Origin of the sequence: Enterobacter cloacae complex sp. 2015409 (assembly GCF_041365315.1) — a bacterium.
Classification (GTDB): domain Bacteria; phylum Pseudomonadota; class Gammaproteobacteria; order Enterobacterales; family Enterobacteriaceae; genus Enterobacter; species Enterobacter pseudoroggenkampii.
Genome location: NZ_JBFTVM010000001.1, coordinates 606,064 through 624,789, shown reverse-complemented (window position 1 = coordinate 624,789; position 18,726 = coordinate 606,064). Strand labels below are relative to the sequence as shown.

Sequence of the window (18,726 nt, the reverse complement as noted above, 5' to 3'; positions counted from 1 at the left end):
GCCTGCAACGTCAAAGGCGACTGCGCTACATCTTATTCTTTTTTAATATATATCAGAAGTTGTTCCGGCGTGGGCTTTCTGCTTTATGGCACCCGGCATTTGTACCTTGTATTGCGCATACTTGCGCAGCGCAATTCGGTAGTTATTGGTGCTGGTCGCAGGCAGCCACGGCTCCAGATTTTCATCCAGATAACCGGTTTTCAGCAGATCGCGAGAAATATTGTTTACGGTCAGATGTTGCCCAAGGCGACGCAAGCGAACCACATATTCGCGAACGGTGCCGTGGCTCATCTCCGTTTGTTCAAACAGGAATTGCTTGAAGCCGATGATGTCGAAGAAGTCGCTTTGCTCTTTGCAGTGGAGATCCCCACAGAAACGGCAAAGCGCCACCCACTCTTTTTGCTCTTCGAGCCAAGCTGCTTCGTCCATCAACGTGTCGAGACGCGAAATCGCAATCTTATTGACGATTTCGCCCCGGCGAACCAGCGTGATACGATCGAGTAGCTTGTTACAGTGGGCGCAATGCGTCTGGCTGTGTTTAAAGTCTTTCAGGTAGCGGCTTAAAGGCCGTCTTTTAGATTGCTGCACCGTCATGATAACTCCTGGTTGTCAATACGTTGTGCGGCATTTTTCAGGTGAATCAATCACCTATAACTTACCCAGCTTGGTTCGTAAGCGTTTAATGGCCTGGCTGTGCAGCTGGCTCACCCGCGACTCTCCCACCTCCAGAACAGCGCCAATCTCTTTGAGGTTAAGCTCTTCCTGGTAATAAAGGGTCAATACCAGCTGTTCACGTTCAGGAAGAGCTTCAATAGCCTCCATGACGCGCTGGCGTAAATTCCCTTCCATTAAATGGTGTAACGGGTTTTCTTGCTGGTGCTCATCCGTCACCAGCTCGATGCTATCGCCATGCTCTTCGCGCCACTCGTCATAAGAGAAGAGTTGGCTGTTATTGGTATCGAGCAACATCTGACGATACTCTTCAACAGCAATGCCAAGACGTTCCGCCACTTCGGTTTCCGTTGCGTTACGTCCCAGTTCCTGTTCCAGCTGCCCCATCGCATGCGCCACTTCGCGCGCGTTGCGGCGAACACTGCGCGGCACCCAGTCGCGGCTGCGCAGCTCGTCCAGCATCGCACCACGAATACGCTGAACTGCGTAAGTCGTAAATGCCGTTCCTTGCAGAGCGTCGTATCGGTCAACTGCATTCAATAACCCGATACCGCCCGCCTGTAGCAGATCGTCGAGTTCCACGCTCGCCGGCAAGCGCACCTGGAGGCGCAATGCTTCGTGACGCACCAGCGGGACATAACGCTGCCACAGCGAGTGTTTATCCATTACACCTTCAGCGGTATAGAGTGAATTCACGATAAACAGCCCTGCGTTAGTTGAGTTATCGGCATGATTATCCGATTCTGCAGGGCGTTCAATTGGATGAAAAAGGGGGATAAAATGAGGTTATTCTGAGGTTGCCCACAACAGGGGCAACTTTTCTGCCTAAATTAACAGTTGTAACAATGAAAGATCGTCGCCCAGTTTGACGCTATCTATATGTTGATGAAAGAGCTTTCCCGCTTCCTGATTATGCTGGCTAAGGGAGTGGAAGCTGTAAATAACATCAATAATATTATCTTGTTCAATTTTTCCCGCCACGAGAGCCTGACCGGCAAGTAACGTTTTCAGGAAATAGAACTCCGCAACGATTAAATAAAGATTATTCAACATGCTGCGGCCATTGTTCTGTGGGAAGCCCTGCTCCCAGAGTTTGTATTTAAAAAAGTTCTTAAATAAATGGTCATTGGTCGCCAGGTAACTGCCCGCCACATCGCGCCAGACGGACTCGATGTTCTCCATGACCTTCTCTGCCGGTACGGCATCACCGACAGATTCGAACTGTTGATAAAGCTGAGTAAAATAGCGGTTTAATACCGCGCCGCCGCGAGCGGTCGCTTTCTTCGTAAAGTAGCTCTGGATAAGCGAAATTAACGCGAATTTCAGGCTGTAGTTCTGATTAAACCCGCCCAGTTCCGTTTTGATTTTACCGCTCACCAGTTCGTTAACCAGCGAGAAATAAACCGTTTCAAGCGTGCCGATATTCTCTTCGAGATTCTCGAGCTTTTCAGCCACCATGAGGAATTTCACCACGGCGTAAACCTGCTCTTCAACGCAGACCGCTTCAACGCTGAAAAGGTTCTGGCAGAAGAGATTGATGACCTTTGCTTTTAAATCAATCATTGGCGCAGTATTGACGTCCTGCTGGACAATGACAGATTCCATCATCGACATAGACTCCCGATCGTTCAACAGAAGTCGGGTCACTTCCGGACACGAGAGGTTCAGCGATTTTTCGATTTCATTTTTATAGACCCGATTTGTTCGTGGAAACGACGAACAGGTTGGGCTTAACGCCTGCGCGCCCATGGCGCTATGAATAGAACAGAGTTTTTCCGTATCCATAAACGGGCAGTTTTTACTTTCCGTATGGAAAATCACTTCGCCCCAGTTGCCATACTGTTTTTTGGTAACTTTTATCGCCGTTTTCGCCGTATGACGAATGGCGGCATTTTTGCTGTTCAGGTAACGGTTAACGGAGGATTTATCAAACGCGATGGTCCAGCCCTGACAACAATGTTCGCGGCATTCCCCACCGACACATGAAAAATCTGCGACCAGCTTTGGTTGAGTGACACTGATTTGTTTCACAGGCGGATTCTCAAATAGCAGAGATAAAAAAACCCCGCCGAAGCGGGGTTTCACGCGTAATATTAACGCAGCAGAGACAGAACGGTCTGTGGAACCTGGTTTGCCTGAGACAGAACAGAAGTACCAGCCTGCTGCAGGATCTGCGCGCGGGACATGTTGGAAACTTCAGTTGCGTAGTCAGCGTCCTGGATACGGGACTGAGCAGCAGACAGGTTGTTAGAGGTGTTGTTCAGGTTGTTGATTGCAGAAGTGAAGCGGTTCTGCACAGCACCCAGACCAGAACGTGCTTTATCAACGGTAGCGATAGCTTTGTCGATGGTGTTCAGGTCAGTAGCGGTCATTGCTTTCAGGTCGATAGCGTTCACGCCCAGAGTAGTAGAGTCAGCTTTAGCGCCGCTCAGATCCAGGTTGATGGTGTCGCCGTCGTTAACGCCAACCTGAATTTTAACCACACCAGCAGTACCTGCAGTGCCGTCCAGCAGTTTGATGCCGTTGAAGTCAGTTTTGCCCGCAACACGGTCGATTTCAGCCAGACGAGCGGTAACTTCATCCTGCAGAGAAGCCAGGTCAGATGCGCTGTTGGTGCCGTTGCTTGCCTGAACAGCCAGTTCACGAACACGCTGCAAGTTGTTGTTGATTTCGTTCAGAGAACCTTCAGCAGTCTGCGCCATGGAGATACCGTCGTTGGCGTTACGTGCAGCCTGGGTCATCCCTTTGATCTGAGCGGTCATGCGGTTTGCAATCGCCTGGCCAGCAGCATCGTCTTTCGCGCTGTTAATACGCAGACCGGAAGACAGACGCTCGATAGCAGTGCCCAGAGAAGACTGAGATTTGTTCAGGTTGTTCTGAGTGGTCAGGGACAACAGGTTAGTATTGATAACTGCCATAATTTTGTTTCCTTCAAAAATTGGGTTTTAGGTCCGGTGCCTAACACTCACAGCGTCTCTCACCGTCAACAAGGTTATCGACGGGTCCCCAAAAGACTTTAGAATCAATTTTGAAAAAATTACAAGCGCATGATTATTAATGATTTTATTTTTAAAAAATCAATTAAGGTCCGCCAGAGGCTTATTATTTACGCTTTTTAAATGCACAAAGAGATGACAAAAAAGGCACACACTTATTCGTGTTTTCAATGCTGTGATAATGACCCTAAAGTGCAATCCTTTCATTTACCCCGCCAGGACGCGTCTATTCTTTGGATTATTTTTTTCTCGCCATCGTAAACTTTTACCTTGAGAGGCCGATAAGAGTCCTGAACTACTTTCGTATTTTAAGGAAAATATGCATGGCTACTATCAGTAACCTCGGGATAGGTTCTGCAGGACTCGGGGATTTATATAATCAGTTGGAAGCGGCAGAGAAAACCAAGCTGACGACGATTACTTCCCAGCAATCAACGTATAACGCACAGCTAAGTGCTTACGGCAAGCTGCAGAGCGCCATGACATCGCTGCAGACTGCGACCGCTGCACTGGGTAAAGCTACCACCTGGAACTCAACGTCCGTTAGCAGCACCAACACGGCCTTTACTGCCACCACAACGGCTGACGCGTCCGTGGGTTCCTTTGTTGTCAACGTCAACCAGGTTGCGAAAGCACAGGCACTCACTACCGGCTCCTATGCTAACAACACGGATCTGCTGGGCGATACGACAGGTACAACGCGTAAAATCACCATCACCCAGCCGGGTACCACAACGCCTTTAGAGGTCACCCTGGCAGATGGCGATACGTCGCTGGCCGGGATCGCGAGCGCCATTAATAAAGCGAACGGCAACGTCACCGCCAGCGTCATTAAAGCGAAAGACGGTGATTACCGCCTGATGCTGTCATCAAAAACCACCGGTACCGATGGTGCGATGACGGTAAGCGTTACCGGCGACGCCAAGCTGCAAAGCGCCATTGGCTACGATTCAACCACCAAAACGGGCGCGCTGACGGTGAATACCGCCGCGCAGAACGCGATTGTGGTGGTGAACAACATCTCGATCGAGCGCCAGTCAAATACCATTACCGATGCGCTGCCTGGGGTCACCTTCAGCGTGAAAGCGCAAAGCACGGCAGACGAAACCCTTGAGGTTTCACGCGCAACGGATGCGAACCAGAAGGCGATCACGGACTGGGTCACAGCGTATAACTCGCTGCAGTCTACCATTAACAGCCTGACGAAGTATGTTCCGGTCGATGCAGGCTCCGGCAGCCAATCTACCAGCAACGGCGCGCTGGTCGGTGATGCGAACGTGCGTGGGGTTCAGTCTCAGCTGCGCGGCCTGCTGACCGAAGTGCAGACCGGCTCGGTTCAGATCATGGCCCAGTTGGGGATTACCCAGGATCCGGTGAAAGGCGCGGATGGTACCGTCGGTAACCTGAAAGTCGACACCGATAAGCTGAAAAAAGCGCTGACCGACAACCCGAACGCCGTACAGCAGTATTTTGTCGGTGACGGAAAGAAAACCGGTATGGCGACCCAGATGAACAACACGCTGACCACCATGCTCAGCACCAGTACCGGCAGCGCCGGGGTGATCCAGAACGCGAAAGACGGGATCAACAAAACGCTGAAAACGCTGGGCGAACGTTACGATGCCATGGATGCTCAAATTGAAGCCACTATGGCACGTTACAAAACCCAGTTCACCAGTCTGGACGTATTAGTCACCAAAATGACCAGTACAGCCAACTACCTGACCCAACAGTTCTCACAAAAGTAGTCGTAGCCTTCAGGAGTGGATATGTATAAGACCTCTGGTGTTCAATCCTATCAGCAGATAGGAGTCGAAAGCGCAGTGATGAATGCCAGTCCACACCAGCTGATTGTCATGTTGTTCGACGGGGCGCATAGCGCCCTTGTTCGCGCGCGTTTGTTCATGGAAGCCGGACAAATTCGCGAAAAAGGCGAAGCCTTATCCAAAGCCATCAACATCATCGACAACGGTTTAAAAGCAGGACTGAACATGGAGGTTGAGAGCGAGTTGTCCGGTAACCTTGCCTCCTTGTACGAATATATGGTTCGACGTTTGTTGCTGGCGAATGTCAGTAATGACGTAGACGCAATTGTTGAAGTCGAGGGTTTATTAAACAACATTGCGGATGCGTGGAAGCAAATCGGCCCCAATGCGTCCTCTATATCAGGATAATTTTTGATGAATAATCCCAGCGCAGCGCTTAGCCACTGGCAGGCGCTACATGCTCAGAGCATTGCTATGCTAAATCTCGCACATTCTGGTCAATGGGATGCGCTTATCGAGCAGGAAATGCATTACGTACAACTGGTGGAAAAGATTTCGCAAACGCCCATCATGTCATGCCCTCCGGCTCAGGTTGAGCAAGCGCGTGCGCTGCTGGAAATGATCCTTGAAAATGAGAATGCGCTAAAGGCACTGTTGAAAGTCCGCATGGACGAACTGCGCAGTCTGATTGATCAAACCGGTAAACAGCAATCCATCACTTCTACCTATGGAAAGCTGTCAGGGAATATTCTTTATCCAGAAAGTTTTACCCGCGACACACAACTATGATTTCTTCATCCATACTCCAGAAGTCTGCCAACCGGCTTCTGGAGCAAGGATGATGAAAAACCCCACCCTGTTACAATGTTTTCACTGGTATTACCCTGCTGGCGGTGAATTGTGGCGAGAGGTCACGGCGTTAGCTCCCAATCTTAACGAAATCGGCATCAACATGATCTGGCTGCCACCCGCCTACAAAGGTGCGTCCGGCGGGTATTCTGTCGGCTATGACTCTTACGACCTGTTCGATCTCGGCGAGTTTGACCAGAAAGGCAGTATTGCCACGAAATATGGCGACAAAGCGCAGCTGCTGGAGGCCATTAACGCCCTCAAAAGCAACGACATTGCCGTGCTGCTGGACGTGGTGGTCAACCACAAAATGGGGGCCGATGAGAAGGAGCCTGTGCGCGTTCAGCGCGTAAACGAACAGGACCGCACGCAAATCGATGACGAGGTCATCGTGTGCGAAGCCTGGACTCGCTACACCTTCCCCGTTCGGGCCGGGCAGTATTCACAGTTCATCTGGGATTACAAATGCTTCAGCGGCGTCGACCACATTGAAAACCCTGATGAAGACGGCATCTTTAAAATCGTCAACGACTACACCGGCGAAGGCTGGAACGATCAGGTTGATGATGAGATGGGTAACTTCGATTACCTGATGGGCGAAAATATCGACTTTCGCAATCATGCCGTGACCGAGGAGATCAAATACTGGGCCCGCTGGGTCATGGAACAGACGCGCTGCGACGGTTTTCGTCTGGACGCCGTTAAGCATATTCCCGCCTGGTTTTACAAAGAGTGGATTGAGCACGTCCAGGAGGTCGCCGACCAGCCGCTGTTTATCGTGGCGGAATACTGGTCCCACGAGGTGGATAAACTTCAGGCCTATATTGACCAGGTCGAAGGCAAAACCATGCTGTTTGATGCTCCCCTGCAGATGAAATTCCACGAGGCGTCACGTCAGGGTCGGGATTACGACATGAGCCAAATCTTCACCGGTACCCTGGTGGAAGCCGATCCGTTTCATGCGGTGACCCTCGTCGCGAACCATGACACCCAGCCTTTACAGGCACTCGAAGCGCCGGTCGAAGCCTGGTTTAAACCGCTGGCCTATGCGCTGATCCTGCTGCGGGAAAATGGCGTGCCGAGCGTCTTTTATCCGGATCTCTTCGGCGCCAGCTATGACGACACGGGAGGAGACGGTGAAACGTACCATATTGATATGCCGGTCATTGAGCAGCTTCACGAGCTGATCCTCGCGCGTCAGCGTTTTGCCCACGGCGTGCAAACGCTATTTTTCGACCATCCTAACTGCATTGCCTTCAGCCGCAGCGGTACGGATGACGATCCCGGCTGCGTGGTGGTGATGTCGAACGGGGACGATGGTGAAAAAGTGATTTGTCTTGGGGAAAACTACGGCAACAAAACGTGGCGGGATTTTCTCGGCAATCGCGAAGAAACCATCACTACGGCGGCGGATGGCGAAGGCACTTTTACCTGCAAAGGCGGAAGCGTGAGCGTGTGGGTAATAGAGGATGCGCTTTAGAACAGGAAACGTGCGGCCTGATGCCCTCACCCCGTCCCTCTCCCACAGGGAGAGGGCGCAAACACCAAAAACGGCAACGAGGTTGCCGTTTTGCGTTTACCTTTAGGGCAGTTTACTCGCCAGCGGATTCTTGCTCAGGTAATCGGCACACTCAACCGTTGGACGATCGACCTTCTGCAGCGCCAGCCCGTCGTACTCAAGCGTCAAGCCATCGCGCTCCAGCGGATAGATATCGAGCTTACGCGTCACGTTGTAATAACTGTCTGAACGCAGCATGATTTTACCCGGCACGGCAATCACGCGCTGCCACTGACGGCAGTCCAGCGTATCGCCCTCCTCCGTCACCACCAGCGTGGCAATCGCATTCGGGCTGACCATGTTGCTCTGCGGCCCTTTCGACTGCCAGTACCCCGCCAGATGCGTCGGGACAGGATGCTTAATCACGTCGTTATAGTTATCGACCTGAACGCACCCGGTCAGTGCCAGCAGCGCGCCAGCAATTGCTATTTTTTTCATCATCTTTCCTGCAATCGAAGAAAAAAATATTGTGGCATTAAAGCGCTGCGGCTGCCAGCGAAGATCGACAGGTCTTAAACCTGCATCCCCATCACTTCCTGATAGGCCGACACCAGCTTGTTACGCACCTGGATCCCCATCTGCAGGGAAACCGAGGCTTTTTGCAAATCGGTCATCACATCATTCAGCGCCACGCCCGGCTCACCGAGGGTGAACTTTTCTGCCTGAGTGCGCGCTGCGGTCTGGGTATCACTGATACGGTCAAGAGCGGCATGCAGTTGTCCTGCGAAGCTGATGCTCGGCTGCTGATCTGCCACATTCTGATTACGGGCCGTCATCGCCGTTGCCTGCAACTGACTGATTACCCCTTCAATGCCCTGTATAGCCATGACTTTCCCCTGGATGGTTTTTTACGCGGTCAAGACTAACAGCTTGTCAATAAGATAATGGCGGTAAATAGCATGAAAAAACCAGGTTATTTGACCCATAGAAAATCACGAATCATCAAATAATGGCAGGGCCATCAATATGGAACTTTTGTCGTGTTTGCCGACCCGGGAGTCAGTTTTGTTTCTCTACACGAATAACGTAAACCACCAGGATTTAAGAGGTGCGCAATGAGTGCAACAGCATCGACAGCGCCGCAGAATAAATCACTCGAGTGGATGAACCGCCTTCGCGCGAATCCTAAAATCCCGTTGATCGTGGCAGGCGCTGCCGCAATTGCGATCCTTGTAGCGATGGTCCTGTGGGCGAAAAGCCCTGATTACCGGACGCTCTACAGTAACCTTTCCGATCAGGATGGCGGCGCCATCGTCACCCAGCTTACCCAGATGAACATCCCTTATCGCTTTGCCGATAATGGCGGTGCGCTTGAGGTACCGGCAGATAAGGTGCACGAACTGCGTCTGCGTCTGGCTCAGCAGGGGCTGCCGAAGGGCGGCGCGGTGGGCTTTGAGCTGCTGGATCAGGAAAAATTCGGTATCAGCCAGTTCAGCGAGCAGGTGAACTACCAGCGTGCGCTGGAAGGTGAACTGGCCCGCACCATTGAAACATTAGGCCCGGTGAAGAGTGCCCGCGTGCACCTGGCGATGCCTAAACCTTCTTTATTTGTCCGTGAACAGAAATCACCTTCGGCTTCCGTTACCGTGAACCTCGAACCTGGCCGCGCGCTGGACGAAGGGCAAATCAGCGCGGTGACGCATCTCGTCTCCAGCGCCGTCGCAGGTCTGCCACCGGGTAACGTAACGCTGGTTGACCAGAGCGGTCACCTGCTGACGCAATCCAATACCGCCGGTCGCGATCTCAATGACGCGCAGCTGAAATATGCCGCCGATGTCGAAAGCCGTCTCCAGCGTCGTATTGAAGCGATCCTCGGCCCGGTTGTGGGTAACAGCAACGTACACGCGCAGGTTACCGCGCAGATCGACTTCGCGAATAAAGAACAAACTGAAGAACAATACAGCCCGAACGGCGATGCGGCTCAGGCGGTAATGCGTTCACGCCAGATCAATTCGAACGAGCAGGTCGGCGGTGCATACCCAGGCGGCGTGCCGGGTGCGTTGTCTAACCAGCCGGCCCCGGCTAACGCGGCGCCGATCTCTACGCCTCCGGCCAATCAGCAGAACGGTCAGCAAAATAATCAGCAGACCACCTCAACGGCCAGTAACGCCGGTCCGCGTACCAGCAGTCGTAACGAAACCACGAACTACGAAGTGGACCGGACGATTCGCCACACTAAACTGAACGTGGGCGATATTCAGCGTCTTTCCGTTGCGGTAGTGGTGAACTACAAAACGCTGGCGGATGGCAAACCGTTGCCGCTGACCGCCGAGCAGATGAAGCAGATTGAAAACCTGACCCGTGAAGCGATGGGTTACTCCGAGAAGCGCGGCGATACCCTCAACGTGGTGAACTCACCGTTCAACTCGGTTGAAGAGACCGGCGGTGAACTGCCGTTCTGGCAACAGCAGGCGTTTATCGACCAGCTGATGTCCGCAGGACGCTGGCTGCTGGTGCTGATTGTCGCGTGGCTGCTGTGGCGTAAGGGCGTTCGGCCGCAGCTCCAGCGCCGCGCTGAAGCCGAAAAAGCGGCTCGCGAGCAGATGAATGCGCGTCAGGAAACCGAAGAAGCGGTTGAAGTGCGCCTCAGCAAAGATGAACAGATGCAGCAGCGTCGTGCTAACCAGCGCATGGGCGCTGAGGTCATGAGCCAGCGCATTCGCGAAATGTCAGATAACGATCCGCGCGTCGTGGCGCTGGTCATCCGCCAGTGGATGGGTAACGAACATGAGTAATACGCTTACGGGCACCGATAAAAGCGTCATCCTGCTGATGACCATTGGCGAAGATCGCGCGGCAGAGGTGTTTAAACACCTCTCCCAGCGAGAAGTGCAAATTCTCAGTGCGGCCATGGCCAACGTGCGTCAGATCTCCAACAAGCAGTTGACTGAAGTGCTGGCAGAGTTTGAACAGGAAGCCGAACAGTTTGCCGCGCTGAACATCAACGCCAACGACTACCTCCGTTCCGTGCTGGTCAAGGCGCTGGGCGAAGAGCGTGCCTCCAGCCTACTGGAAGACATTCTGGAAACCCGCGATACCGCCAGCGGTATCGAAACGCTCAACTTTATGGAACCACAGAGTGCCGCCGACCTTATTCGCGACGAGCACCCGCAGATTATCGCCACCATCCTTGTCCACCTTAAACGTGGTCAGGCGGCCGATATTCTGGCGCTGTTCGAAGAGCGCCTGCGTCACGACGTGATGCTGCGTATCGCCACCTTCGGTGGCGTCCAGCCTGCCGCGCTGGCGGAGCTGACCGAGGTGCTGAACAACCTGCTCGACGGCCAGAACCTCAAGCGCAGCAAAATGGGCGGCGTGAGAACGGCGGCGGAAATCATCAACCTGATGAAAACGCAGCAGGAAGAGGCTGTCATTACGGCGGTTCGCGAATTCGACGGCGAGCTGGCCCAGAAAATCATCGACGAGATGTTCCTGTTCGAGAACCTCGTCGAAGTGGACGACCGCAGCATCCAGCGCCTGCTCCAGGAAGTGGATTCCGAGTCGCTGCTTATCGCCCTCAAAGGCGCCGAGCAGCCGCTGCGCGAGAAGTTCCTGCGCAACATGTCTCAGCGTGCGGCCGATATCCTGCGCGACGATCTTGCCAACCGCGGCCCGGTTCGTCTGTCTCAGGTGGAAAACGAACAGAAAGCCATTCTGCTTATTGTTCGTCGTCTGGCGGAAACCGGCGAGATGGTGATTGGCAGCGGAGACGACACCTATGTCTAATGAGCTGCCGTGGAAGCGCTGGACGCCGGACGATCTGGCTCCTCCCCTCTCCGAGTTCACGCCAGCCGCGATCCCGACCGAGGAGCTTGACCCGGACGTCGAGCAGCCCGAGCTGAGCGAAGAAGAGCAGCAAGCACAGATGCTGGCTCAGCTGCAAATGCAGGCGCACGAGCAGGGCTACAATGCCGGTCTGAACGAAGGCCGGCAGAAAGGCCACGAGCTGGGGTACCAGGAAGGTCTGTCGAAAGGGTTAGAGCACGGTATCGATCAGGCGCGCCAGCAGCAGGCGCCGATCCATGCCCGCATGCAGCAGCTGGTCAGCGAGTTTCAGCACACGCTGGACGCGCTGGACAGCGTGATTGCCTCGCGACTGATGCAGATGGCGCTGGAAGCCGCGCGTCAGGTGATCGGCCAGACGCCCGTGGTGGATAACACGGCGCTTATCAAACAAATTCAGGGTCTGCTTCAGCAGGAGCCGCTGTTCAGCGGGAAGCCGCAGCTGCGCGTCCATCCGGACGATCTGCAGCGCGTGGAAGAGAGCCTGGGGGCGACGCTAAACCTGCACGGCTGGCGCCTGCGCGGTGACCCGTCGTTACATCACGGCGGCTGCAAAGTCTCTGCCGATGAAGGTGACCTGGATGCCAGCGTCGCCACCCGCTGGCAGGAACTGTGCCGTCTGGCGGCACCGGGAGTCGTCTGATGACTGCGCGCCTCACCCGCTGGCTCACCACGCTCGACAACTTTGAGACGAAGATGGCGCAACTGCCATCTGTTCGTCGTTATGGGCGACTGACGCGCGCCACCGGTCTGGTACTGGAGGCCACCGGCCTGCAGCTGCCGCTGGGCGCGACCTGCGTGATCGAGCGTCAGGACGGTCTGGAAACGCGTGAAGTGGAAAGCGAAGTGGTCGGGTTCAACGGCCAGCGCCTGTTCCTGATGCCGCTTGAAGAGGTGGAAGGCATTCTGCCCGGCGCGCGCGTGTATGCCAAAAACACGTCTGGCGACGGGCTGCAAAGCGGGAAGCAGCTGCCGCTTGGCCCTGCCCTGCTGGGCCGCGTGCTGGACGGCAGCGGTAAGCCGCTCGACGGACTGCCCTCCCCGGACACCACCGAAACCGGCGCGCTGATCACCCAACCGTTTAACCCCCTGCAGCGAACCCCTATCGAGCATGTGCTCGACACCGGCGTGCGCCCGATTAACGCCCTGCTGACCGTGGGACGCGGGCAACGTATGGGCCTGTTCGCCGGGTCAGGCGTGGGTAAATCCGTCCTGCTCGGCATGATGGCGCGCTACACGCAGGCTGATGTGATCGTTGTAGGTCTAATTGGCGAACGTGGTCGTGAAGTAAAAGACTTTATTGAAAACATTCTGGGAGCGGAAGGCCGCGCCCGCTCGGTGGTCATCGCCGCGCCGGCGGACGTGTCGCCGCTGCTGCGTATGCAGGGTGCCGCGTATGCCACCCGTATTGCCGAAGATTTCCGCGACCGCGGCAAGCACGTGCTGCTGATCATGGATTCCCTGACCCGCTACGCGATGGCGCAGCGTGAAATCGCGCTGGCCATCGGTGAGCCACCGGCGACCAAAGGCTACCCGCCTTCGGTCTTCGCCAAACTCCCTGCCCTCGTTGAGCGCGCGGGGAACGGCATCAGCGGCGGCGGCTCCATCACCGCGTTCTATACGGTACTGACGGAAGGCGATGACCAGCAGGACCCGATTGCCGACTCCGCGCGCGCGATCCTTGACGGTCATATTGTGCTGTCGCGTCGTCTGGCCGAAGCCGGACACTATCCGGCCATTGATATTGAAGCCTCTATCAGCCGCGCAATGACGGCGCTGATAACCGAGAAGCACTACGCCCGCGTGCGTAACTTTAAACAACTGCTCTCCAGCTTCCAGCGCAACCGCGATCTGGTCAGCGTGGGGGCGTATGCCAAAGGCAGCGACCCGATGCTCGACAAAGCGATTACCCTGTGGCCGCAGCTGGAGGCATTTTTGCAACAAGGCATTTTTGAACGCGCCGACTGGGAAGATTCAATTCAGGCACTGGAGCTGATTTTCCCGCAGGTGTAACACAGGTGGAGGGCGAAGGTCATGGCGCAAAACAGCGCGTTATCAACGCTGAAAGATCTGGCTGAAAAAGAAGTTGATGATGCCGCATTGCAGCTTGGCGCAATGCGACGCGGGTGCCAGCAGGCTGAAGAACAGTTGAAGATGTTGATCGACTATCAGCATGAATATCGCACCAACCTCAATACCGATATGACACAGGGCATTGGAAGCCAGCGCTGGATTAACTATCAGCAGTTTATCCAGACGCTGGAGAAGGCGATAGATCAGCATCGCCAGCAGCTTAACCAGTGGACCCAGAAAGTCGATACCGCGCTGAATTTCTGGCGTGAGAAGAAGCAGCGACTGCAGGCCTGGCAGACTTTACAGGACCGACAGATCGCGGCAACGACCCTGGCGGAAAACCGTCTGGATCAGAAGAAAATGGATGAGTTTGCCCAGCGCGCATCAATGAGGAAACCGGAATGATCACACTGCAACAACTGCTGATGAGCGACAGCGACCTGTCAGGCGGCATGCAAACAGGGAAAGGCACCGACGGTGCACAGGACTTTCTCTCTCTGCTGGCGGGCGCCCTGTCGGACGCAACGGGCAAGGGCAAAGATGCGCCGCTGACCCTGGCTGACCTGAAAGCCGCCGGCAGTAAGCTGTCAAAAGTGGCTCAGGACGCCAAAGGGGATACCACCCTGCAGGCCAAAATTGCCGACCTGCTCTCGCGCCAAACCGCGCTGAATGGCAATGAAACGTCGCCCATCACCTCGCTTGATACGCTGGTTTCCGGGCTGGTTCCGCTGTCCAAAGGTGACGCGCTGAAGACGCTCAATGCGGCAAACAGCAAGGATGACGGTAAAAGCGAGCTGAGCGAAGAAGAACTGGCCGGATTGAGCGCCCTGATGGCGATGCTGCCGCACCAGCAAACTACCGCCTCTCGCGTGGCGGGCAGTGACGGCGTTTCGGCCACCGCAACGCTGAATTCCGCGACGCTTTCGCACAATGGTGCGGACCAACCGTCCCTGAACGCGCCTGCGGGAAGCCATGATAAAGCGCAGAATTCTACGCCTTATCAGAGCCAGGTGAAAAATCACGAACCTGCCCTGTCGGGCAACGCGCCGACAACCCCGGCCCTGGCCGCGGCGGCAGAGAAGCAGGAGCTCGCCAGTTCCTCCTCCTCAGCCTCCCCAACGGCTACCCTGGCACCGATTATGTCCAGCCATGCGACCAGTCAGACGGCCGCCACCGTCGCCACCGCGCCGGTGTTAAGCCAGCCTCTGGGCACCCACGAATGGCAGCAATCCCTGAGCCAGCACATCACCCTGTTCACTAAACAGGGCCAGCAGACAGCCGAGCTGCGTCTGCACCCGGAAGATCTGGGTCAGGTGCAAATTTCGCTTAAGCTGGATGATAACCAGGCGCAGCTGCAGATGGTCTCTGCGCACAGCCATGTCCGTGCGGCGCTGGAAGCCGCGCTGCCGGTACTGCGGACCTCACTGGCGGAGAACGGTATTCAGCTTTCGCAGAGCAGCGTCAGCAGCGAGAGCTTTGCCGGGCAGCAGCAGTCCTCATCCCAGCAGCAGCATCAGGCTTCGCGTTCCGGCAACGCCGGCGGTTTTAATGAAGAGAGCGATGAGCTACTGCCTGTTCCTGCTGCCCTGCAATCCGCCGCACGCGGTAACAGTGCCGTAGACATCTTCGCCTAAACGCCAGAGGTAGCGTGATTATCCCCGTCTTTTCCACGCTTTGACGACAGCAGGACACGGGATAATCACCTTATTAAGCTGTACCGAAACAGGAAGCTCGTATCAGATGACTGACTCCGCTATCACCAAAAAAAGTAAGCGCTCCATCTGGATCCCGCTGCTGGTGTTGATCACGCTCGCCGCCTGCGCCACTGCGGGCTATAGTTACTGGCGTATGCAGCAGAAACCTACCACCGCTGCAGCCAAAGCTGAAGCGCCGCCTCCGCCGGCTCCAGTTTTCTTCCCGCTGGATACCTTCACCGTCAATCTGGGTGATGCGGATCGTGTGCTTTATGTTGGCATTACGCTGCGCCTGAAAGATGAAGCCACTCGTTCACGTCTGAACGATTACCTTCCGGAAGTGCGCAGCCGCCTTCTGCTGCTGTTCTCTCGTCAGGACGCTTCGACGCTGGCCACCGATGTGGGTAAGCAAAAGCTGGTCGACGCCATTAAACAAACGCTGGCGACCCCGCTGGTAAACGGCCAACCTAAGCAGGAAGTCACCGACGTTCTGTATACAGCATTCATTCTGCGGTAACGACATGGGCGACAGTATTCTTTCTCAGGCAGAAATCGATGCGCTGCTCAACGGCGACAGCGATAACAATGATGATCCTAAACCGGGTATTGGCGGCGATAGCGATATTCGTCCCTATGACCCGAATACCCAGCGTCGCGTGGTACGTGAACGTCTGCAGGCGCTGGAGATCATTAACGAACGTTTTGCACGCCAGTTCCGTATGGGGCTGTTTAACCTGCTGCGTCGTAGCCCGGATATCACGGTCGGTGCGATCCGCATTCAGCCGTATCATGAGTTTGCCCGCAACCTGCCGGTGCCAACCAACCTTAACCTGATTCATCTGAAGCCGCTGCGCGGCACCGGTCTGGTGGTGTTTTCCCCAAGCCTGGTGTTCATCGCGGTGGATAACCTGTTCGGCGGCGACGGGCGTTTCCCGACCAAAGTAGAAGGTCGTGAATTCACCCACACCGAACAGCGCGTCATTAACCGCATGCTGAAGCTGGCGCTGGAGTCCTACAGCGACGCGTGGAAAGCGATTAACCCGCTGGAAGTGGAGTACGTCCGTTCTGAGATGCAGGTGAAATTTACCAATATCACCACCTCCCCGAACGATATCGTCGTTAACACCCCGTTCCACGTAGAGATCGGTAACCTGACCGGCGAGTTCAACATCTGCCTGCCGTTCAGCATGATCGAACCACTGCGCGAGCTGCTGGTTAACCCGCCGCTGGAAAACTCCCGCAACGAGGACCAGAACTGGCGTGAGAACCTGGTCCGCCAGGTCCAGCATTCGCAGCTTGAGCTGGTGGCGAGCTTCGCCGATATCCCGCTGCGGTTATCTCAGATCCTGAAATTACAACCCGGTGATGTTTTGCCGATAGAAAAACCCGACCGCATTATTGCCCATGTGGATGGTGTCCCCGTGCTGACAAGCCAGTACGGCACGATTAACGGTCAGTATGCGTTACGCGTTGAGCACTTGATCAACCCGATTTTGAATTCGCTGAATGAGGAACAGCCCAAATGAGTGACATGAACAATCCGTCCGATGAAAACAGCGGAGCACTGGACGATCTGTGGGCTGACGCGTTAAACGAGCAAAAAGCGACCCCGGCCAAAAGCGCAGCGGATGCCGTATTCCAGCAGCTCGGCGGCGGTGATGTCAGCGGCACGCTGCAGGACATCGACCTGATTATGGATATCCCGGTTAAGCTGACCGTTGAACTGGGACGCACCCGTATGACCATTAAAGAGCTACTGCGCCTGACGCAGGGTTCCGTGGTGGCCCTTGACGGTCTGGCCGGTGAGCCGCTGGATATTCTGATCAACGGCTATCTGATTGCTCAGGGCGAAGTGGTGGTGGTGGCCGATAAATACGGCGTACGTATCACCGACATCATTACCCCGTCTGAACGTATGCGTCGTCTGAGCCGTTAAGCATGAAAACCCAGGCAACACTATCGCAACCTTCTGCCGTTCCCGGCTCGCCTCTGCTCCAGGTGAGCGGGGCGTTGTTCGGTATTATTGCCTTTATTCTTATCGCCGCCTGGCTGGCGAAGCGCTTTGGCCTGGCGGGTAAAACCGCCGGTGCCCGCGGCCTGAAGGTCAGCGCCAGCACCACGCTGGGGCCACGCGAACGCGTGGTCATCGTCGAGGTGGACGACGCGCGTCTGGTTCTGGGCGTAACGGCCTCAAACATCAGCGTATTACATAAACTGCCGCCCGCCCCTGCTGTGGTGGACGAGCGTGCAGACGCCCCTGCGGATTTTCAGTCCGTCATGAAGAGTTTGCTTAAGCGTTCCGGGAGATCCTGATGCGCCGTTTGTTATCCCTGACGCTTGCGGGCGTTGGCCTGTTTGCTCCCGCGGTTTATGCACAGCTGCCCGGTCTGGTCTCCACCCCTCTCGCGGGCGGCGGCCAAAGCTGGTCGCTTCCGGTTCAGACGCTGGTGTTCATCACCTCGCTGACGTTTATTCCAGCTATCCTGCTGATGATGACCAGCTTCACCCGCATCATCATCGTCTTTGGTCTGCTGCGAAACGCGCTGGGCACTCCTTCCGCACCGCCAAACCAGGTTCTGCTTGGGCTGGCACTGTTTTTGACCTTCTTCATAATGTCGCCGGTGATCGATAAGATTTATACCGACGCCTACCAGCCGTTCAGCGAAGATAAAATCTCCATGCAGGAGGCGCTGGATAAAGGCGCGCAGCCGCTGCGAGAATTTATGCTGCGCCAGACGCGCGAAGCCGACCTGGCCCTCTTTGCCCGCCTGTCCAACACCGGCGAGCTGCAGGGACCGGAATCAGTGCCAATGCGTATTCTTCTGCCTGCCTATGTCACCAGCGAGCTGAAAACCGCGTTCCAGATTGGCTTTACCATCTTTATTCCGTTCCTGATTATCGACCTGGTGATCGCCAGCGTCCTGATGGCGCTCGGGATGATGATGGTGCCGCCCGCGACCATTGCCCTGCCCTTTAAGATCATGCTTTTTGTGCTGGTCGACGGCTGGCAGCTGCTGGTCAGCTCGCTGGCGCAGAGTTTCTACAGTTAAGGAACGGCAATGACACCCGAATCGGTCATGATGATGGGCACGGAGGCGATGAAAATCGCGATTGCCGTTGCCGCTCCGCTGCTGCTTGTCGCGCTGGTTACCGGTCTGATTATCAGTATTCTGCAGGCCGCCACGCAGATTAACGAAATGACGCTGTCATTCATCCCGAAAATCATCGCCGTTTTCGTGGCGATTATCGTGGCCGGGCCGTGGATGCTGAACCTGTTGCTGGACTATATGCGCAACCTGTTTACCAATCTGCCGTACATCATCGGCTGACCTGAC

The 18,726-nt window shown here is 55.3% G+C and carries 22 protein-coding genes; 16 read left to right on the top strand and 6 right to left on the bottom strand.

The window, feature by feature from the left end:
• Nucleotides 1-42: 42 nt before the first annotated feature.
• The 4 genes from fliZ to ACDO57_RS02825 form a co-directional block, all read right to left on the bottom strand.
• Nucleotides 43-594: a flagella biosynthesis regulatory protein FliZ gene (fliZ, locus tag ACDO57_RS02840; protein WP_008500339.1), complete on the bottom strand. Its 552-nt coding sequence runs from the start codon at nucleotides 592-594 to the stop codon at nucleotides 43-45.
• 54 nt (nucleotides 595-648) lie between these two features.
• A complete protein-coding gene (locus ACDO57_RS02835) occupies nucleotides 649-1,368 on the bottom strand; it encodes an RNA polymerase sigma factor FliA (protein WP_014170714.1) in 720 nt (239 codons plus the stop codon).
• Between the two features lie 129 nt (nucleotides 1,369-1,497).
• Nucleotides 1,498-2,703, bottom strand: coding sequence for a flagellin lysine-N-methylase (gene fliB, locus ACDO57_RS02830; protein ID WP_032646306.1), 1,206 nt, complete (start codon nucleotides 2,701-2,703; stop codon nucleotides 1,498-1,500).
• 62 nt (nucleotides 2,704-2,765) lie between these two features.
• Nucleotides 2,766-3,590, bottom strand: a complete 825-nt coding sequence (locus ACDO57_RS02825) for a flagellin (RefSeq protein WP_023312294.1) — start codon at nucleotides 3,588-3,590, stop codon at nucleotides 2,766-2,768.
• A gap of 401 nt (nucleotides 3,591-3,991) precedes the next feature.
• Here ACDO57_RS02825 and fliD point away from each other — a divergent pair, with 401 nt between their 5' ends.
• The 4 genes from fliD to amyA are packed head-to-tail and all read left to right on the top strand — an operon-like array spanning nucleotide 3,992 to nucleotide 7,763.
• Nucleotides 3,992-5,416, top strand: coding sequence for a flagellar filament capping protein FliD (gene fliD / locus ACDO57_RS02820; RefSeq protein WP_370883502.1), 1,425 nt, complete (start codon nucleotides 3,992-3,994; stop codon nucleotides 5,414-5,416).
• A gap of 21 nt (nucleotides 5,417-5,437) precedes the next feature.
• Nucleotides 5,438-5,842, top strand: coding sequence for a flagellar export chaperone FliS (fliS, locus tag ACDO57_RS02815; RefSeq protein WP_023312296.1), 405 nt, complete (start codon nucleotides 5,438-5,440; stop codon nucleotides 5,840-5,842).
• A 6-nt stretch (nucleotides 5,843-5,848) separates the two neighbouring features.
• Complete coding sequence (gene fliT, locus ACDO57_RS02810; protein ID WP_024909767.1) at nucleotides 5,849-6,223, top strand: flagella biosynthesis regulatory protein FliT; 375 nt, start codon at nucleotides 5,849-5,851, stop codon at nucleotides 6,221-6,223.
• A gap of 52 nt (nucleotides 6,224-6,275) precedes the next feature.
• Nucleotides 6,276-7,763 carry an alpha-amylase gene (gene amyA, locus ACDO57_RS02805; protein WP_370884107.1) on the top strand — a complete coding sequence of 496 codons (1,488 nt, stop codon included), beginning with the start codon at nucleotides 6,276-6,278 and terminating at the stop codon, nucleotides 7,761-7,763.
• Between the two features lie 102 nt (nucleotides 7,764-7,865).
• Here the strand turns inward: amyA and yedD are convergent, their stop codons facing one another.
• Together yedD and fliE are read right to left on the bottom strand one after the other, a co-directional pair.
• Nucleotides 7,866-8,279, bottom strand: coding sequence for a lipoprotein YedD (gene yedD / locus ACDO57_RS02800; protein ID WP_370883501.1), 414 nt, complete (start codon nucleotides 8,277-8,279; stop codon nucleotides 7,866-7,868).
• 74 nt (nucleotides 8,280-8,353) lie between these two features.
• The gene (fliE, locus tag ACDO57_RS02795) at nucleotides 8,354-8,668 is read right to left on the bottom strand and encodes a flagellar hook-basal body complex protein FliE (protein ID WP_008500329.1); all 315 of its coding nucleotides are present in this window, start codon (nucleotides 8,666-8,668) and stop codon (nucleotides 8,354-8,356) included.
• A 228-nt stretch (nucleotides 8,669-8,896) separates the two neighbouring features.
• On the opposite strand from fliE, the gene fliF reads away from it, so the two are divergent.
• From fliF to fliQ, 12 genes are all read left to right on the top strand, one after another.
• Nucleotides 8,897-10,576 (top strand): flagellar basal-body MS-ring/collar protein FliF, encoded by a 1,680-nt coding sequence (fliF, locus tag ACDO57_RS02790; RefSeq protein ID WP_024909764.1) that lies wholly within the window; start codon nucleotides 8,897-8,899, stop codon nucleotides 10,574-10,576.
• On the top strand, nucleotides 10,569-11,567 hold the full coding sequence (gene fliG, locus ACDO57_RS02785; protein WP_023312301.1) for a flagellar motor switch protein FliG: 999 nt from the start codon (nucleotides 10,569-10,571) through the stop codon (nucleotides 11,565-11,567). The genes fliF and fliG overlap by 8 nt, the downstream gene beginning before the upstream one ends.
• Nucleotides 11,560-12,267, top strand: a complete 708-nt coding sequence (fliH, locus tag ACDO57_RS02780) for a flagellar assembly protein FliH (protein ID WP_024909763.1) — start codon at nucleotides 11,560-11,562, stop codon at nucleotides 12,265-12,267. Before fliG ends, fliH begins: the two co-directional genes overlap by 8 nt.
• Nucleotides 12,267-13,637, top strand: coding sequence for a flagellar protein export ATPase FliI (gene fliI / locus ACDO57_RS02775; protein WP_008500325.1), 1,371 nt, complete (start codon nucleotides 12,267-12,269; stop codon nucleotides 13,635-13,637). The genes fliH and fliI overlap by 1 nt, the downstream gene beginning before the upstream one ends.
• Nucleotides 13,638-13,658: 21 nt before the next feature.
• Nucleotides 13,659-14,102 (top strand): flagellar export protein FliJ, encoded by a 444-nt coding sequence (fliJ, locus tag ACDO57_RS02770; protein WP_023312304.1) that lies wholly within the window; start codon nucleotides 13,659-13,661, stop codon nucleotides 14,100-14,102.
• On the top strand, nucleotides 14,099-15,331 hold the full coding sequence (gene fliK / locus ACDO57_RS02765; RefSeq protein ID WP_370883500.1) for a flagellar hook length control protein FliK: 1,233 nt from the start codon (nucleotides 14,099-14,101) through the stop codon (nucleotides 15,329-15,331). Before fliJ ends, fliK begins: the two co-directional genes overlap by 4 nt.
• Nucleotides 15,332-15,437: 106 nt before the next feature.
• Nucleotides 15,438-15,908, top strand: a complete 471-nt coding sequence (gene fliL, locus ACDO57_RS02760) for a flagellar basal body-associated protein FliL (protein WP_024909761.1) — start codon at nucleotides 15,438-15,440, stop codon at nucleotides 15,906-15,908.
• Nucleotides 15,909-15,912: 4 nt separating this feature from the next.
• Nucleotides 15,913-16,917 (top strand): flagellar motor switch protein FliM, encoded by a 1,005-nt coding sequence (gene fliM, locus ACDO57_RS02755; RefSeq protein ID WP_023336184.1) that lies wholly within the window; start codon nucleotides 15,913-15,915, stop codon nucleotides 16,915-16,917.
• Nucleotides 16,914-17,327 carry a flagellar motor switch protein FliN gene (fliN, locus tag ACDO57_RS02750; RefSeq protein ID WP_008500318.1) on the top strand — a complete coding sequence of 138 codons (414 nt, stop codon included), beginning with the start codon at nucleotides 16,914-16,916 and terminating at the stop codon, nucleotides 17,325-17,327. The genes fliM and fliN overlap by 4 nt, the downstream gene beginning before the upstream one ends.
• 2 nt (nucleotides 17,328-17,329) lie before the next feature.
• Complete coding sequence (gene fliO, locus ACDO57_RS02745) at nucleotides 17,330-17,704, top strand: flagellar biosynthetic protein FliO (RefSeq protein WP_032641435.1); 375 nt, start codon at nucleotides 17,330-17,332, stop codon at nucleotides 17,702-17,704.
• Nucleotides 17,704-18,441: a flagellar type III secretion system pore protein FliP gene (gene fliP / locus ACDO57_RS02740; RefSeq protein WP_024909733.1), complete on the top strand. Its 738-nt coding sequence runs from the start codon at nucleotides 17,704-17,706 to the stop codon at nucleotides 18,439-18,441. The genes fliO and fliP overlap by 1 nt, the downstream gene beginning before the upstream one ends.
• A 9-nt stretch (nucleotides 18,442-18,450) precedes the next feature.
• Nucleotides 18,451-18,720: a flagellar biosynthesis protein FliQ gene (gene fliQ, locus ACDO57_RS02735; protein WP_008500315.1), complete on the top strand. Its 270-nt coding sequence runs from the start codon at nucleotides 18,451-18,453 to the stop codon at nucleotides 18,718-18,720.
• Nucleotides 18,721-18,726: the final 6 nt, after the last annotated feature.

Excerpts from the sequence above, each read along its gene's own strand:
- fliS (WP_023312296.1), top strand. The coding sequence starts at position 5,438 with ATGTATAAGACCTCTGGTGTTCAATCCTATCAGCAGATAGGAGTCGAA.
- ACDO57_RS02825 (WP_023312294.1), bottom strand. The coding sequence starts at position 3,590 with ATGGCAGTTATCAATACTAACCTGTTGTCCCTGACCACTCAGAACAAC.
- fliT (WP_024909767.1), top strand. The coding sequence starts at position 5,849 with ATGAATAATCCCAGCGCAGCGCTTAGCCACTGGCAGGCGCTACATGCT.
- fliJ (WP_023312304.1), top strand. The coding sequence starts at position 13,659 with ATGGCGCAAAACAGCGCGTTATCAACGCTGAAAGATCTGGCTGAAAAA.
- fliQ (WP_008500315.1), top strand. The coding sequence starts at position 18,451 with ATGACACCCGAATCGGTCATGATGATGGGCACGGAGGCGATGAAAATC.
- amyA (WP_370884107.1), top strand. The coding sequence starts at position 6,276 with ATGAAAAACCCCACCCTGTTACAATGTTTTCACTGGTATTACCCTGCT.
- fliH (WP_024909763.1), top strand. The coding sequence starts at position 11,560 with ATGTCTAATGAGCTGCCGTGGAAGCGCTGGACGCCGGACGATCTGGCT.
- yedD (WP_370883501.1), bottom strand. The coding sequence starts at position 8,279 with ATGAAAAAAATAGCAATTGCTGGCGCGCTGCTGGCACTGACCGGGTGC.
- fliD (WP_370883502.1), top strand. The coding sequence starts at position 3,992 with ATGGCTACTATCAGTAACCTCGGGATAGGTTCTGCAGGACTCGGGGAT.
- fliF (WP_024909764.1), top strand. The coding sequence starts at position 8,897 with ATGAGTGCAACAGCATCGACAGCGCCGCAGAATAAATCACTCGAGTGG.
- fliZ (WP_008500339.1), bottom strand. The coding sequence starts at position 594 with ATGACGGTGCAGCAATCTAAAAGACGGCCTTTAAGCCGCTACCTGAAA.
- fliN (WP_008500318.1), top strand. The coding sequence starts at position 16,914 with ATGAGTGACATGAACAATCCGTCCGATGAAAACAGCGGAGCACTGGAC.
- fliG (WP_023312301.1), top strand. The coding sequence starts at position 10,569 with ATGAGTAATACGCTTACGGGCACCGATAAAAGCGTCATCCTGCTGATG.
- fliL (WP_024909761.1), top strand. The coding sequence starts at position 15,438 with ATGACTGACTCCGCTATCACCAAAAAAAGTAAGCGCTCCATCTGGATC.
- fliK (WP_370883500.1), top strand. The coding sequence starts at position 14,099 with ATGATCACACTGCAACAACTGCTGATGAGCGACAGCGACCTGTCAGGC.
- fliP (WP_024909733.1), top strand. The coding sequence starts at position 17,704 with ATGCGCCGTTTGTTATCCCTGACGCTTGCGGGCGTTGGCCTGTTTGCT.
- fliO (WP_032641435.1), top strand. The coding sequence starts at position 17,330 with ATGAAAACCCAGGCAACACTATCGCAACCTTCTGCCGTTCCCGGCTCG.
- fliM (WP_023336184.1), top strand. The coding sequence starts at position 15,913 with ATGGGCGACAGTATTCTTTCTCAGGCAGAAATCGATGCGCTGCTCAAC.
- fliI (WP_008500325.1), top strand. The coding sequence starts at position 12,267 with ATGACTGCGCGCCTCACCCGCTGGCTCACCACGCTCGACAACTTTGAG.
- fliE (WP_008500329.1), bottom strand. The coding sequence starts at position 8,668 with ATGGCTATACAGGGCATTGAAGGGGTAATCAGTCAGTTGCAGGCAACG.